At 54.1% G+C, this 15,008-nt stretch carries 12 protein-coding genes; 3 read left to right on the plus strand and 9 right to left on the minus strand.

Annotation, left to right across the window (positions count from 1 at the left end):
• Positions 1-440: 440 nt before the first annotated feature.
• The 6 genes from ACI6NM_RS05370 to ACI6NM_RS05395 all read right to left on the minus strand — a co-directional run bounded on the left by ACI6NM_RS05370 (position 441) and on the right by ACI6NM_RS05395 (position 8,193).
• Positions 441-1,652 (minus strand): ABC transporter permease, encoded by a 1,212-nt coding sequence (locus ACI6NM_RS05370; protein WP_022273331.1) that lies wholly within the window; start codon positions 1,650-1,652, stop codon positions 441-443.
• Positions 1,646-2,416: an ABC transporter ATP-binding protein gene (locus ACI6NM_RS05375; protein ID WP_262427985.1), complete on the minus strand. Its 771-nt coding sequence runs from the start codon at positions 2,414-2,416 to the stop codon at positions 1,646-1,648. Before ACI6NM_RS05375 ends, ACI6NM_RS05370 begins: the two co-directional genes overlap by 7 nt.
• A gap of 49 nt (positions 2,417-2,465) precedes the next feature.
• On the minus strand, positions 2,466-3,923 hold the full coding sequence (locus ACI6NM_RS05380; protein WP_262427948.1) for an efflux RND transporter periplasmic adaptor subunit: 1,458 nt from the start codon (positions 3,921-3,923) through the stop codon (positions 2,466-2,468).
• A gap of 97 nt (positions 3,924-4,020) precedes the next feature.
• Positions 4,021-5,337, minus strand: a complete 1,317-nt coding sequence (locus ACI6NM_RS05385; RefSeq protein ID WP_438501073.1) for a Na+/H+ antiporter NhaC family protein — start codon at positions 5,335-5,337, stop codon at positions 4,021-4,023.
• A 105-nt stretch (positions 5,338-5,442) separates the two neighbouring features.
• Entirely contained in the window at positions 5,443-6,753 is a 1,311-nt protein-coding gene (locus ACI6NM_RS05390) for a M18 family aminopeptidase (protein WP_262427946.1), read from the minus strand.
• A gap of 111 nt (positions 6,754-6,864) precedes the next feature.
• Positions 6,865-8,193 (minus strand): D-serine ammonia-lyase, encoded by a 1,329-nt coding sequence (locus ACI6NM_RS05395; protein ID WP_262427945.1) that lies wholly within the window; start codon positions 8,191-8,193, stop codon positions 6,865-6,867.
• A 168-nt stretch (positions 8,194-8,361) separates the two neighbouring features.
• Here ACI6NM_RS05395 and ACI6NM_RS05400 point away from each other — a divergent pair, with 168 nt between their 5' ends.
• The 3 genes from ACI6NM_RS05400 to ACI6NM_RS05410 all read left to right on the plus strand — a co-directional run bounded on the left by ACI6NM_RS05400 (position 8,362) and on the right by ACI6NM_RS05410 (position 11,646).
• A complete protein-coding gene (locus ACI6NM_RS05400) occupies positions 8,362-8,820 on the plus strand; it encodes an FMN-binding protein (RefSeq protein ID WP_215654295.1) in 459 nt (152 codons plus the stop codon).
• 115 nt (positions 8,821-8,935) lie between these two features.
• Positions 8,936-9,841 carry a transporter substrate-binding domain-containing protein gene (locus ACI6NM_RS05405; RefSeq protein ID WP_022273324.1) on the plus strand — a complete coding sequence of 302 codons (906 nt, stop codon included), beginning with the start codon at positions 8,936-8,938 and terminating at the stop codon, positions 9,839-9,841.
• 257 nt (positions 9,842-10,098) lie between these two features.
• A complete protein-coding gene (locus ACI6NM_RS05410) occupies positions 10,099-11,646 on the plus strand; it encodes a nitrite/sulfite reductase (RefSeq protein ID WP_262427944.1) in 1,548 nt (515 codons plus the stop codon).
• Between the two features lie 90 nt (positions 11,647-11,736).
• On the opposite strand, the gene ACI6NM_RS05415 is transcribed toward ACI6NM_RS05410, so the two are convergent.
• The 3 genes from ACI6NM_RS05415 to ACI6NM_RS05425 all read right to left on the minus strand — a co-directional run bounded on the left by ACI6NM_RS05415 (position 11,737) and on the right by ACI6NM_RS05425 (position 14,820).
• Positions 11,737-12,612: a YitT family protein gene (locus ACI6NM_RS05415; protein WP_262427943.1), complete on the minus strand. Its 876-nt coding sequence runs from the start codon at positions 12,610-12,612 to the stop codon at positions 11,737-11,739.
• A gap of 134 nt (positions 12,613-12,746) precedes the next feature.
• Positions 12,747-13,664 carry an OmpA family protein gene (locus ACI6NM_RS05420; RefSeq protein ID WP_262427942.1) on the minus strand — a complete coding sequence of 306 codons (918 nt, stop codon included), beginning with the start codon at positions 13,662-13,664 and terminating at the stop codon, positions 12,747-12,749.
• Positions 13,654-14,820 (minus strand): MotA/TolQ/ExbB proton channel family protein, encoded by a 1,167-nt coding sequence (locus ACI6NM_RS05425; protein WP_158356957.1) that lies wholly within the window; start codon positions 14,818-14,820, stop codon positions 13,654-13,656. Before ACI6NM_RS05425 ends, ACI6NM_RS05420 begins: the two co-directional genes overlap by 11 nt.
• Positions 14,821-15,008 lie beyond the last annotated feature (188 nt).

The raw sequence follows: 15,008 nt of genomic DNA on the forward strand, positions 1-15,008 counted from the left end.
ACATATCTCTCTTTTTTCCCTGTATATGCCCAAAAACTGCAGGAATTTTGGGCATAGCAGAAAAAAAGTCTATTCTATGCCCAACAACAGGGCCTGCGTGAAGTGGTAAGATAAAAGTAGACACCTCCAAAAAATAGTAGACAATAGAAATAGTCTTTTATTCTATAGATTCTTATATTATACAGGAGGTATCACATATGCTTACCAAAGAAGAACGCATACTCATTGGGAGAAGAATTGTAGAAGGTGAAATAACCGTTCATGACGCAGAAAAGGAATATCACATTTCTCGTTCTTCTGCGCAGTAATACGCCACAATCTACTTTTCGTTGACTAGTGCACTGTGAAGCTAAGGTGCGCCCCATAAGGCGGGTACGCATCCCCTGTCTGCAAAAGGACCGGCCTTCCGGCCGGTCCCAGCAAAACAGCTTCTTTTATTTTTATTCGTACCGCAGAGCGTCAATGGGATCTGCCTTGGCCGCCCGGGAGGCCGGATAGATCCCGAAGAAAATTCCCACCACCGCGGAGAATCCCACAGCCAGGAAAATGATCCCAGGCTTTATGACCACTGGAAGTCCCAGGGCCATGCCGCCCAGGGATACCACGCTCACCGCCAGCACCACGCCGATGATGCCGCCGCAGGCCGAGAGGATCGCCGATTCTGTCAGGAACTGGATCAGCACGTCCCGGGTCCTGGCTCCCAGAGCCTTCCGGATCCCGATCTCCCGGGTCCGCTCTGTAACGGAGACCAGCATGATGTTCATAATGCCGATGCCTCCCACCAGGAGAGAAATGGCTGCGATCCCGCCCACAGCCGCCGACAGGGCTCCCATCATACTGTCCACACTGCCCATCTCATCCACCGCCGTCTGGCTGTAAAAGTCCTCGGGCTTCCTGTCCTTCTGTTTGGCAATATACGCCATGAGCCGGTTCATAAAATCCGTCATATCCACATCGTCCGCCGCGAACAGACGGCAGGAGTAAAAGTTATCATTGGGCCAGGTGAGGATCGTATAGGGGATAAAGGCCGCCCCCGTATCGCTCCCAGTCCCCATCATCAGCGCCTGGAAGGCGTTCATCTCTTTTTTGTAAACGCCCACCACCGTATACTCGTCCGTCTCCCCGTAAACGGTCATCCGCAGGCTTTTCCCCACGGCATTTTCCGTTCCGAACAGCTTCTCGGCGCTTTTTGCCTCCATCACCAGGTTTTTCCTCCGGCCCAGCACATCTCCCTCGTTGAGATAGCGGCCGTAGATCACATCCACTGGCTGTACATCCTGGTAATTATAGTCGATGCCGGTAAATTCAAACTTCATTTTGGTCCGGCCAGCCTGTACGTCCGTACTCAGGTACGCGCTGCTGTCGATATAGGCGATCTCGTCCCCGAATACCTCTTTGATCTTATCCAGATCATCCAGGGTGAAATAATCGGTCATACGCACATCATCGATCCAGTAGCCGATCTGGACATAGGCCTGGGTGATCCCCACGTCCTTATAAAGATCCTGGAACAGTCCCCGCATGGTATCGCCGATGGACACAATGGAGATCACAGAGCCAATGCCGATGATGATGCCCAGCATGGTGAGGAAGGAACGCATCTTATTGGCCTTTATGGCGTGGAAGGCCATGGCCATATTTTCGATCAGCATACGGCCTCCCCCTTTCTCCCGTAAAGTCCCCGGGTGTGGATCACTCCGCTGCCAGGCGTGGGATTTAAGTTTTTCTCATCGCTGATGATCTGGCCGTCGGAAAACCGGATGATCCGGTCCGTGAAGGCGGCGATATTTTCCTCATGGGTCACCACCACCACCGTGGCTCCGGCCTTATGGAGCTCTGAAAAAATCTCCATGATCTCAATGGAAGCCGCCGTATCCAGGTTTCCCGTGGGCTCGTCGGCTAAGATCAGCGGCGGCTCGTTGGCCAGAGCCCTGGCGATGGCCACCCTCTGCCTCTGGCCTCCGGACATTTCATTGGGCATGTGGTCTGCCCTGGCTCCCAGGCCCACACATTCCAGAAGCTCCATGGCCCGCTCCGCCCGTTTCCTCTTGGGGATCCGGGCATAGGTCATGGGAAGCTCCACATTCTTTAAGGCCGAGGTCCTGGAGATCAGGTTAAAGGACTGGAACACGAATCCGATCTTTAAATTCCGCACTGCCGAGAGCTCGTTGGGATCCAGCTCCGCCGTATCGATGCCGTCCAGATAATAATGGCCCATGGTGGGGCGGTCCAGACAGCCCAGGATATTCATGAGGGTGGATTTTCCCGAGCCGGAATGGCCCATGATGGCCACAAACTCCCCCCGCCGGATGGTCAGGCTGATCTTTTTCAGCCCCAGGACCTTAATGGCTCCGGTATCGTAGATCTTCACCAGGTTTTCCAGGCGGATCAGCTCCTCATGGACGTTTTCTGTCATATAGGGAGAAAGCTTTTTGTCTCTGATTCCAAACACATCCATTCCCCCCTTACTGCGCCATGGCGGTCACGGCCATGCCCTCCGTCAAGCCCTCAGAGGGAGCGGCCACGATCTGGGTCGTCTCGTCCAGCTCCTCGCCCTCGCCGGGAAGGATCTCCAGCTCCACATCTCCCTCAATGCCGGTCTGCACAGGGACCTCATGGATCATGCCGTCCTTCACTGCCAGCACCATGGAAACTCCGTTCCGTTCCGTCACGGCGGCCACCGGCACCGTCAGGGCATCCTCCTTTTCCTCCAGGACGATCTGGGCCTTGGCTGTGATCCCGGCAATGAGCTTTGTGTTCTCATCCATGATCCGCACCTTTGTGGGGATGACCCGCTCGGTGGAGCCGCCGCCCTTTTCCTCACCGGTGGGGGAAATGGACACCACCTGGCCGCGGACCGTTTCTCCGTCCAGGATATCTGCGGAGATCTCTGCCTCCTGGCCCACAGCCACCTTTCCGATGGAATACTCGCTGACCTTGATCTCCATTTCCAGAACATCCAGATTTTCTATGATGAATAAAGGCTCCGAGTCCTCCACTGAATCGGCGAACCGGCCCACCTTGGTGTTGACCCGTACCACCGTGCCGTCGATGGGGCTGGTGATCTGGGTATCCGCCAGCTGCTCCTGCTTCTTCTCATACTCAAACCGGGCCTTTTCCACCTGGAGCCGGTAGGAATCCCCAGCCACTGCCTGGCCATTCTTCACCTCATAGGAGGCAGCCTGGCGCTTTGCATCGTTTAAGCCGTTTTCCGCCGTTTCCAGATCCACCAGGGGCACGTCCCCGCTGTCATAGAGGACCTTGGTCCGGTTATAATTGTCCTGGGCCGTTTTCAGATCCTGGACCGCCTTGGCATAGCCGTTCCTGGCGTCCCGGTCCTGCTCCGCGCAGGTGCTCACTGCCAGATCGTAATCGTTTTTTGCCATGGCCACTTCCTTTTTCAGGTCTGTATCGTCCAGGACTGCCAGGACCTGTCCCTTTGTGACCTTATCGCCTTCCTTTACAGGGATCTCCAGCACCTCTGCATGGAGATTGGATACCACGTCCACGCTGTCAGTGCCGGAAACCGGACCGCTGACCGAGAGCCGGTTCTGGATCTCCTTTCTCACCGGCGTCACCGTAGCTGCTGTGGGAAGACTGGGCTCGCTGCCGCCCAGGACCTTTACGGCTCCGATGCCCAGGACTGCCAGGACCGCCGCCGCCAGGAGAAACTTCTTTTTTCCGCGCTTTTTCTTCCCGGCCTTCTTTCCTCCTGTTCCGTTCATCATCTCCTCCAGCTGCCGGTCAAAGGCCGCGTCCTCCTGCGGTGCTTCCGGGGCCGCCTCCTTCTCCTCCGCGTCCTGTCCTTTTTCCCTGGACATTTCCGCTTCCTCTCTGGTCTCCGTCTCCCCGGGTACATTCATTCCCTGTCCCTGGGCCAGTGTTTTTCCTTCCGTTTCATTCATTCTGTCGTCGTGTCTCATGTCTGTATGTCCTCCCACCGCGCTGTTCTCTCTTTCTCTCTTTCAGTGTCAGCTTCAGTATAACACGAGAACTTTTCTATTCTTATGCGTTTTCCTTTCAGTTTCTTTCAAAATTCTTACGATTTTGCGTCAAAGCCCGGGCAAAATTCCACAATGGCACAATGATCAGATAAAATGCCAGACACAGACTGGCCATGGGTGCGCCTATGGTGGAAATGGGCACGTTTCCTGCAATGGACCAGGGCACCAGGGCCGCCATGAGGACCACCGTGTCCTCCAGGGCCAGGGCCCGTTTTTCCTTGTCCGGCTCCGCATCCTTTGTGAGCTGGTCGGTCAGAATGATCGCCAGGGTCTGGTTAAAGGAGATCATGGAGGTGACCACAGAGACTGCCAGGATCCCGCCGAAGGGCGTGATCCTCCTGCTGACGGCCTCCACGTACCTTTTGATCCCCAGAAGAAGGCCGGTACCCTCAAAGATCCCCGCATAGGCCGAGGAGATCCCCACGATCACCGACACCTGGACCATGGAAAGGAAGCCGCCTCCGTTCATCATGGCCGCTAACTGCGGGTCCTCTGACCTGTATCCGAAGATCATGAGCCTTATGAGCTCATGAACAGTCATTTTCTGGAATACCAGACAGCACACCGCCGCCGCTGCCGCACTGGCCAGCAGGGTATATTTCACCTTTGCGCGGAAGGCCGCCATCACCAGGATCAGAAGGGCCGGAACCAGAAGGATCCAGTGCAGGGTAAAATGTCCAGAGAACATGGTCTTCACATCCATGGCTCCGCTTCCTCCTCTGGAAAAGGCCCCCAGGGCCAGATAGGCTGCACAGGTCAGAACGAAAGGAACCAGGCAGGACCGGAGCATCCTGCGGATATTTCCGTACAGATCGGTCCCGGTCAGCTCACTGACCAGAAGAGCGCTGGTGGACACCGGGGAGCACCGGTCCCCGAAAAAGATCCCCGATACCACCGCCCCGCCTGTAAACAGAGGATTCACGCCCATGGCCGATCCCATGGTCATACAGACCACGCCCATGGTGGCCGCCGTGCCAAAGAATGTGCCCGTCAGCACCGAAACAGCACAGTTTAATAAGAAGCTCAGCAGTAAAAAGCCCGAAGGATGGATCAGTCCCGCCGAAACGGCGATGATCTCCGGAATGGTCCCGGCGCCTCTCCACAGGGCCGTCAGGATTCCGATCAGAAGAAAGATAAACAGGATCCGGATCACAGTACCAAGACCGGACCAGGACATTTTAAGAAGTGAAGGGACCGAATATCCCTTTTTCATCCCATAAAGGATAAAGATCACATATCCCGCTATGAGGGCGGCGGCCGTTGGGACCCCAAAGGCCACGCAGAACATCAGAACGGCCACGAAGGCCAGCATCACAAGGTTTTCCAGCATCATATTTTCCTCCCGTAAATCAAATACAGAGGCCGGGGACAAACTTGATGTCCTGGCCTCTGTCCTTGCATACAGTATAAAATAAGCTGCCGGATCTGTCCAGTGTGTTTACTGGATCTCAAAGGATCCGTCTTCCGATACGGAAATGGAGGACTTATAGAATTCCTCGAAGGCTTTTACCATATACTCCATATCCTTAGCGCCTGCAGTCTCATAAGAGGAATGCATTGCCAACTGGGGCAGTCCGATGTCCACGGTATTTAAGGATACCTTGGAGTTGGAGATATTGCCCAGAGTGGAGCCGCCTAACATATCGGAGCGGTTTAAGAAGTTCTGGTAGGGCACGCCTGCACGGTCGCAGAGACAGCGCATTACGGCTGCGGAAACAGCGTCGGTGGTATATTTCTGGTTGGCGCTGTGCTTGATCACGATACCGCCGTTTAAGTACGGACGGCTGGTGGGATCTGTCTTATCCGCATAGTTGGGATGGACCGCATGGCCGTTGTCGCCGGAGATCATGAAGCTGGCTGCCACGGCTGTCCAGTATTCTTCCTCGCTTCTTCCCATGGAGAAGTTGATCCGGCGGAGAACGTCGTAAAGGAAGGTGGAGCCTGCGCCCTGCTTCGTGCCGCTGCCCACTTCCTCGTTGTCCATCACGCAGAGAACAGAAACGCTCTTCTCGCTCTGGCTCTTTAAAAAGCCCTTCATGGATGTGAAGGCACACTGAAGGTCATCCAGACGCGGTGCGGAGATGAACTCATCCTCTGCGCCCCATACTCTTCCTTCCATCCTGTCGTAAAGGAACAGGTCGCTGCCCTTGATGTTCTCCTTTTCCACTCCTGCCTCAGCGGCGATCATGGACAGGAAATCCGTCTTGGAGCCATTCATCCGGAATAAGGGGAGCATGTCCTTCTGGAAATTGTACTTATATCCGTCGTTGACGTCCCGGTTCATATGGACAGCCAGGCTGGGGAGCATTAAAATATCCCGGTCTACGTCCACAAGCTTTGTCTCCAGCTTATTTCCATCCTGAACGATCACACGGCCGGCCACGGAAAGGGGTCTGTCAAACCACGGTCCGCAGAGCATTCCGCCGTATTTTTCCACGTTTAATTTTACATACTGGTTCTCCACGTTCATTTCCGGATCTTCCTTGATCTTTAAGGACGGGGAATCACTGTGGCTGGCGGCGATATTGAAGCCGGTAAATTCCTTACAGGGAACATGGAACGCGATGATGGCGGATTTATTTCTTGTCACATAATAGGTGCCGCCTTCCTTTAAGTTCCATACGCTGCCCTCGGAAAGCTTTTCAGCTCCGGCATTTTCCATATATTCTTCCATAGCGGCAATGGCATGGAAGCTGGTGGGGCTTTTTTTAATAAATGCAAATAACTCTTCGTTTAAATTGTTATACATGATTTCCTCCTATATGATTTACATGCTTTCCGACTGATATTCTACCATCCGGCCGTCCCTTTTTCAAGGGGTTTCGTCCTTCCCCGGTCCGGGACGCCGGACCGCCGGGGATCAGGCCAGATGGGTGTGGACGTATTCCTCTTTCACATCCTCCGGCACCAGTCTTCCTCCGGTGGCCCAGGCGATGTGGGTGATGTTTTCCTGCTTTTCCTCCAGTCCCTGGCTCTTAATGTAATCCCCAAGACGCTCCGGAACCTCTGCAAAGGCAAAGGCGGCACAGGAGGAGGGCTCGATGAACACACCTTCTGCTTCCATCAGATCCCGCATATAATCATAGAGCACTGCGTCTCCGGTGGTAAAGATCCCGCTTAACATGGGCTCCATGAACTTGCCGACAAAGGCGGACGGCCGTCCCACTGCCAGTCCGTCGGCGTGGGTCTTTCCGGAGATGCCGAAATCCTGGACGCAGACCTGGTCGTGGAGTCCCGTGGCCATGCCCAACAGCATACAGCAGGAATCCACCGGCTCTGTAAAGAAGCAGTGGACATTGTCACCGAACACGGTCTTTAAGCCATAGGCAATGCCGCCTGGCGCTCCTCCGATGCCGCAGGGCAGATATACGAACAGCGGGTGATCCTGGTCCACGAAAACTCCGGCCGCCTCCAGCTGCTTCTTTAACCTTCTGGGAGCCACGCTGTATCCCATGAACAGATCCCTGGAATTTTCGTCATCCACAAAATAGCTGGTGGGGTCGCTGTCGGATTCCTTCCGCCCCTGCTTTACGGCTTCCCCATAATCGGACTCATATTCCTTCACCGTGACACCCTTGCTCCTTAAAAGATCCTTCTTCCACTGTCTGGCGTCATGGGACATATGGACAATGACCTTAAAGCCCAGCTTCGCGCTGATGATACCAATGCTTAAGCCCAGGTTTCCTGTGGAGCCTACCTGGATCGTATAACGTCCAAAGAAATCTACAAATTCCTGGGAAGCCAGGATGGAATAATCGTCCGTGGTCTTTAAAAGCCCGTTTTCAATGGCCAGGGTCTCCGCATACTTTAAGATCTCATAGATCCCGCCCCGGGCCTTGATGGAGCCGGCAATGACCAGCTGACTGTCCTCTTTTAAGTAAAGCCTTCCGGCAAGCTCACAGCCATGGCGCTCCTTTAAAAGCTCCTTCATCTTCGGGATCTCCACAAACGGAGACTCGATCAGTCCGCCGTCCTTTTCAGTTTCCGGGAACTGCTTCATAATATACGGTGCGAACCGCTCAAGCCTTGCCTCTGCATCGTCAATATCCTCCACCGTCACCGCCAGATCCTTTGGCAGCTCCTTCATGGATACCAGGCGCGGATTGATCCAGCCAACCGGCTTCTTTTCCACAGCCGCTGCGATCTCCGGTACCCGGGCTTCAAACTCTTTCCGTTCTCTTAAGTCCATTGTCCTTACCTCCTGATTATAAAGTCACCCCATCCTGCGGCCTTTTCCTCCGCAGTATGTCAGTTTCCATTATAATGGGAGAACCCGCTTTTTACAAGACCTCCCGTCATATTGACCCCTGGGTTTTCATAAGCTGTAACAAACAAAGAATCCCAAAGGAACTGACCCATGAGCTCCAAAACAAAAATCGTTGTCCTCCGGATGAAGGAGATCATCTACACTGCCATCTTCATCGGCCTGGCCATCTTTCTGATCCTGCTGTTTTTCTTCATGTTCCGTTCTGAAAAAGAAGCTCCGGCTCCCACTGCCGAAAGCGTTTCTCCGGCCGTTTATGCGCCGGGAGTCTACTCGGCCTCCTTATCCCTGGGCCGCCAGAACGTAAACGTGGAGGTGGCCGTGAGCCCGGACCGCATAAGCGCCGTGACCCTGGTTCCCTTAAGCGACTCTGTGGCCGCCATGTATCCTCTGATACAGCCGTCCATGGATGCCCTGTCCGCCCAGATCCTGGAAAGCCAGTCCCTGGAGGGCCTTGAATATCCCGCAGGCTCCCAGTATACCTCCATGGCTCTGATGAACGCCATAAAAACCGCGGTTGCAAAGGCGGCCCTTCCAAAGGAAGCCCCATAAAAGGACTTGACAATTCCGGATCCTAAGGTTATACTCTTCACTATGTTAGCATTTTACCATGATAAATTGCTAATTTATAAAAATATCAAAATACCACAAGAAGGAGGATTTTCCCATGAGGAAAGTAAAATTTTTCGCATCTCTCACTGCCCTGATGACCCTTTCCGTGGCTGCGCTCACCGCATGTACCACCGCTGAGGCATCCACCCATCATACGGTCTCCCAGACTGGCGGTGAGAGCGTCCATTCCTCCCGTCTTGACGCAATCTTAGAGAGGGGATATATCGAGGTGGCCACCGAGCCTTCCTTTGCCCCCAACGAATTTATCGACACCACAAAAACCGGCCAGGACCGGTATGCGGGCTCTGACATCCAGCTGGCCAACTATATCGCCAACGAGCTGGGAGTGGAGCTGCGCCTGAAGCCCATGGATTTTACCACCGTGCTGGGAAGCATCACGTCCGGGAAATATGACCTGGCCATTTCCGCCCTGGCCTATACGCCGGAGCGGGCCGAAGCCATGAACCTCTCCAAAGGATATTATTTCGGCAGTGAGGATCCCCAGAAGGCCTACGGCCTCCTGATCCGCCAGGAGGATGCCGGAACGATCACCGGTGCAGGAGATCTAAAAAACAGGACCATCACCGTACAGAACGGCTCTCTCCAGGAACTGTTCGTAAAAGAACAGCTCCCGGACTGCGGAAAGCTGAATCTGGTCTCCTCTGCCAATGACGCCTTTCTGATGGTGCAGACAGGCCGTGCCGACGCTGCGGCCGCCTCGCTGAAAATGGCACAGCTCTATCTGGATTCCACCCCGGAAAGCGGACTGATGATCCTTCCGGATTTTTACTTTACTGTAGATGAAAGCACCCAGGGGATCCGGATCGGGATCCCCAAAGGCGAAGACGAGCTGACGGATCGGATCAATGAGATCATCGACATGGTGCTGGAGCAGGATCTTTACAACCAGTGGTATGAGGAATCCCGTGAATACGCCAAGTCCCTTGGACTCGATCTGTGATCTTTCCCGTCCCCCTCTGGATCCGTCCGGAAAGTGCCTCCCCTGCGGAAGCCGTTCTGGGCGGTTCTTTTTTCCTTTTTCTCTCCTATGAAATATTCTTGCCACCAAATTTCTCTTATGCTACAATGGAATCATGAGACCGGGCAGGCGTTCTCTGCCCCATCCATGGATACCGGACTGTTTTTTCATGACGCGGTCCGGCATCCGGACCTGTACGTTAAATCTGTATATCCTAATTATAAGGAAGGAAAATGAATATGAATCGAATCGATCCCCAGTCCTGGAAAGCCGATCTGCCGGAATTCAGGGAAAAAACAACTGCCTTTTATGCAGGCGATCTGGACAAAATGGCCTATAAGGGCTTTTCCGGCCTGTATGGAAGCTACGCCCAGAAGGGCGGAAAAGCCAGCATGCTGCGTCTCCGTATGACTGCCGGCCGCGTTACCAGAGAAAAATTGGCCTTTGTTGCAGAAGCGGTCCGTACCCACAAGGTATCCCGGATCCACTTTACCACCTGCCAGACCATCCAGCTTCATGACCTCCAGCAGGAAGCCGTTTTTGATATTATGGAACGGGCCCTGGACTGCGGGATCGTGACCATGGGCGGCGGCGGAGATTTCCCGAGAAACGTCATGTGCTCCCCTCTCTCCGGTGTGGAAAAGGACGAGTATTTCAACGTTATGCCCTATGCGGAGGCGGCCGCCGACTATCTGATGAACTTCATCAAGGCTGAAAAAATGCCCAGAAAATTAAAAGTAGCCTTCTCAAGCTCCCCGAAGAACCTGACCCATGCCACCTTCCGGGATCTGGGCTTTGCAGCCAGACCCGATGGAAAATTTGACGTTTACAGCGCCGGAGGCCTGGGAAACAATCCCCGCTTCGGCGTCAAGGTCGCTGAAGCCGTGGATCCGGAAAAGATCCTTTACTATGTAAAGGCCATGTGGCTCACCTTCCGCGCCTACGGAAACTATGAAAACCGCGGAAAGGCCCGCACCCGTTATATGCAGGAGATCTTAGGCGGACCGGAAAAATATGCCGAGGCCTTCCTGGAAAAGTTAAACCAGGTACTGGCATCCGGTGAAAACCTGGATCTGGCCGTGGCTCCCTGGGATATCTCCAAAAAGGGCAACGGCTCCACTGCCTGCGGCGCCCGTGTGATCCCCCAGAAGCAGGACGGCCTCTATACCGTAGTATGGCATCCTCTGGGAGGCCAGCCTGATCCCGTTGCCTTCTGTTCCCTCAGTGATCTTCTGGCTGATATGGAAGACGCTGAGATGCGCCTGGCTCCCGATGAGACCGCTTATATCGTAAACCTCACCGGAGACGAGGCAAAACTGGTCCTGGCTGCCACTGGTGATGGTGCAGAAACCTTATTTGAAACATCCGTAAGCTGCATCGGAGCCAGCATCTGCCAGGTGGGCGTCCGCGACTCCCAGGCTCTCCTTTCCGCCTGCGTCCATGCAGTACGGGAAGCCGGGATCCCCGACGGAGCCCTTCCCCAGATCCATATCTCCGGATGTCCCTCCTCCTGCGGAACCCACCAGACTGGTGCCATCGGCTTCCGCGGCGGCGTGAAAATGGTGGACAAGAAGCCTCTTCCGGCCTTTGTCCTCTATGTAAACGGAAACGAGCTCCAGGGCGGAGAGACCATGGGCCGGGAGGCCGGAACGATCCTGGAGGACCAGATCCCCGCCTTCTTAGTGGAGTTAGGAAAGACCGTGGCTGCCTCCGGCATGACCTATGAGCAGTGGGCCGCCAAGGATCCGGCTGCCATCGACGCAGTCGCAGCCCCCTATATCCAGTAGGTTTTAGATAAAAATATCTGATATAAAAACGGCAGTCCGGGCGGATAAACGATCCTGCCCGTCTGCCGTTTTTTCTTTTTTTCCAGACTTTTATACTTCCCAGTCAGAATCCAGAAAGCCTTCTCCATACACCTCTTTGGCCTCGGAAACGATCACAAACGCATCCTCGTCGATGCCGTAGATGATCTTTTTCGCCTTATAAAACTGCTTCCGGTCCACCACACAGATCAGGGTCTCTCCCTCCACCTTGGCGTAGCCGCCGCGGCTCTTAAAGAAGGTACAGCCCCGGCCCAGATGCTCCATCAGCTGGTCGCCGATCTCCTGGACCTTGGGGGACATCACCGTCACCATGGTGCTCTTATTCATACCATAAAGCATGATATCGATCACATAGGTGGACACCACCATATTAATAAGGCCGTAAAGACCGGATTCAATATTTCCGAACACCACCATGGATGCGCCGATGATCACCATATCCGTCAGCATCACTGCCGTCCCCGTCTGCATATGGGGCCGGTACTTCTGAAGCAGCTTGGCTGCGATGTCACCGCCTCCGGTGGTGGAGCCGCGCATGAACACCACGGCCAGACTGGCCCCCATGAGCACGCCGCCAAAAATACAGGACACCATCTTGTCTCCCGTATAGACCGGCACATAAGGCGTGATGATGAAGTCCAGGATCACCGTCAGCACCGCCACTGTCTTCAGGGTCTTTATGGTCCGCCCCTTCCCCAGATAGATCCATGCAGCGATCAGAAGCGGGACATTCACTGCAAACGTCAGGATACCGATGGGCAGGGAGGTGAACCGGTTCAGAAGGATGGCCAGACCGGTGGCGCCTCCAGGGGCGATGTCGATGCTGTCGATGAAGCAGTGGAGAGCCACTGCCTGTAAAAATCCACCGGCAATATCATACAGAAAATCCAGCCATAGTTCCTTCACTTTTCCTCTTATTTTTGTCATACCCCTTTCATTCCTTTCCAGATAATAGTGAAAACACTCTCTTTCAGTATAGCAAAATGCCGGACACACGTCAACGAGGGGACAGTTCCCGTCCCCTCGTTCCGCTTCTATTCCTATTTTTCCCTGATTTTCCTCTAGTCTCTCAAGATCTCCGAGATCTTTTCGATCATCTCGTCCTCCTTCAGCCGGAACTTGATCTCCACCCGCCTGGAAGCATCCATGTCCACCTGAAGCTCCGCTCCCGGAGCCTCTGCGGTATACACCGGGTTGCTGAAGGAACGGCCGTTGACCGTCAGCACCTGCTGGAGCCTGGCGATCTCCGTCTCGTTTAAGCCGTTGCCGGAATCCAGACAGAACCTGGCCACAGAATTGGCCCGGTTATAGGAAAGCTGCTGGTTGCTCAGATAGCTTCCCACCGTATCCGTATGGCCCTCGATGATGATCTCCGCAATGTAATCCTGGTATTCGTCCCTTAAAAGAACGCCCAGGTACATGGGGATCGTTTCCCTGAGGGTCTGTTTGCTGGCATCCGTCAGAACGGCGCTGTTATAGTTAAAAAGCACATCCGAGGAGAAGGTAATGGAGCCGGTCTGGGCATCCACGGACATGGCAGAGTTATTGAAGGCCGACTGAAGGGCTCCGATGATATCTGTACGGATCCCCACAATATCCTGGAGCTCACTCTTCGTTACCTCCAGCTCATTCTGGGCATCCTCGATCTCCAGATACGCCTTATTTAACTCCTCTTCTGTCAGAGCTGCCTGGGCGTAGGCCTCCTGGAGCTCTGCCAGGGACTTATTCAGTTCCTCGTTGGAAAGCTCGATCTTTGCCCGGAAATCCTCCAGCTCCAGAGCCGCCTGGTCCAGCTTGGTCTGGGCTGCATTGAGGTCCAGCCTGGCCTGGTCCAGGTCCACGGTCTTCTGGCGGTAGATGGCAAGGGTGATGGCGATGATCAGCACAAACACCAGAAGCAGCGCTGCCATCATATCCGAGTAGGACTGCCAGTAGCTGTGTTCCCCAAAGGCCTCCCTGTTTTTTCTTCTATTTTTCATACAGATTCCTCATTTGATGAAAGGTGTGGATCTGGTTTCCCACGTCTTCAGTCATCTCCCGGCAGGCTGCTGCCAGGTCCTCCTTCTGCTCCCGCAACTCTCTGGCAAAGGCCACCTGGCGCTCCATCTCCTGAGCCACCGAGGCCTGGAGGGCACGGCTGGAATCCAGAAGCTTCTCTGCTGCCTCCGTCAGCTGTCTGCCGGATTCTGCATAGGCCATCTGGGCCTCGCCGGCAGATCTCATGGTATCCCCCAGACTGGCAAAGCTGGCTCCCATAGAGTATTCCAGTGTTTCCATCACCTGGGCCACGATCCGCTCCACGCCACGGGTCTGCTCCTCGGCATTTCCCTTTAAAAGCTCCATGATCTTTTTCATGGAATCGGCCATTCCCGCCTGGTACACCAGCATGGAAGCGGAATTTTCCCGCTCTGACACCGGCTGGGGAAGAACGCACTGACGGAAGGCTGCCAGAAAGCCGTCCATCTTTCCATAAGCGTCTGCCATCAGGCTCCGGTATACAAAATTAAATACCAGAGAGAAGAAAATACCGTATACCGATGTGTGGAAGGCCACCTTCATACCCGAAAGCAGCGGGCCCACATTGTCGGAAATGGTGTAGATATCGTTTCCGTTGAAGGATCCCAGTCCCATGGAAAGCCCCAGGAAGGTTCCCAGGATGCCAAGGCCGGTGAGAGTCCCGCCCATGGCCGAATTAAAGTGGGTCATGCCCGCCTGGTCCAGCAGATCCTCGTTTATGTACTCCTCCACATCACAGACAGAGGTATACCCGTACCGGGTCTTTAATGTCTTCATCCGCATCAGGTACTTTCCAAAGGCATCCTTTAAAGCCACATCCTGGAACAGCTCCTTGCGTTCACAGTAGCTGGCCCACAGGTTCTTTTCCCCTGCCTCTTTGTATTCTTTCTGGATCTCCTCTGTGACCCGGACCAGCTCGTCGGTGCACCGGTTAAGCCTGGCAAAGCTGAAACCGCAGATCACGAACAGGATCCCTATCACCAGAAGGAATACGCCGTTGATGGCCAGGTTCAGGAACGATGCCACATTTCCCGTAAAGATCCCATTGACATAAAGAACAAACGCCGTAGCCAGAATATACAGCACGAACAAAATATAATACAATTTATTTCTCTTCATCCCCCAACTCCTATCTGTGCCGAAACACGAAACCATGATCTGCCAGTTACAAAAACTTCCGTTGATTTCCAACTTTCACTCTTAATTTACCATATTTTCCTGGAATCAACAAGATATTATCCGAATTATTATAGAATTTTTCCTCAAATCGTAAGATTTTTCCCTTATAAAGCAGAAACCGGGAGACA

Source organism: Pilosibacter sp. YYHA0881 (assembly GCF_051602715.1).
Lineage (GTDB): Bacteria > Bacillota > Clostridia > Lachnospirales > Lachnospiraceae > Alitiscatomonas > Alitiscatomonas aceti.

Bases quoted from the DNA above. Each gene is read 5' to 3' on its own strand.
- ACI6NM_RS05400 (WP_215654295.1), top strand. From the start codon at position 8,362: ATGAGCTCCAAAACAAAAATCGTTGTCCTCCGGATGAAGGAGATCATC.
- ACI6NM_RS05395 (WP_262427945.1), bottom strand. From the start codon at position 8,193: ATGGACTTAAGAGAACGGAAAGAGTTTGAAGCCCGGGTACCGGAGATC.
- ACI6NM_RS05385 (WP_438501073.1), bottom strand. From the start codon at position 5,337: ATGATGCTGGAAAACCTTGTGATGCTGGCCTTCGTGGCCGTTCTGATG.
- ACI6NM_RS05415 (WP_262427943.1), bottom strand. From the start codon at position 12,612: ATGACAAAAATAAGAGGAAAAGTGAAGGAACTATGGCTGGATTTTCTG.
- ACI6NM_RS05425 (WP_158356957.1), bottom strand. From the start codon at position 14,820: ATGAAGAGAAATAAATTGTATTATATTTTGTTCGTGCTGTATATTCTG.
- ACI6NM_RS05420 (WP_262427942.1), bottom strand. From the start codon at position 13,664: ATGAAAAATAGAAGAAAAAACAGGGAGGCCTTTGGGGAACACAGCTAC.
- ACI6NM_RS05390 (WP_262427946.1), bottom strand. From the start codon at position 6,753: ATGTATAACAATTTAAACGAAGAGTTATTTGCATTTATTAAAAAAAGC.
- ACI6NM_RS05375 (WP_262427985.1), bottom strand. From the start codon at position 2,416: ATGACAGAAAACGTCCATGAGGAGCTGATCCGCCTGGAAAACCTGGTG.
- ACI6NM_RS05380 (WP_262427948.1), bottom strand. From the start codon at position 3,923: ATGAGACACGACGACAGAATGAATGAAACGGAAGGAAAAACACTGGCC.
- ACI6NM_RS05370 (WP_022273331.1), bottom strand. From the start codon at position 1,652: ATGCTGATCGAAAATATGGCCATGGCCTTCCACGCCATAAAGGCCAAT.
- ACI6NM_RS05410 (WP_262427944.1), top strand. From the start codon at position 10,099: ATGAATCGAATCGATCCCCAGTCCTGGAAAGCCGATCTGCCGGAATTC.
- ACI6NM_RS05405 (WP_022273324.1), top strand. From the start codon at position 8,936: ATGAGGAAAGTAAAATTTTTCGCATCTCTCACTGCCCTGATGACCCTT.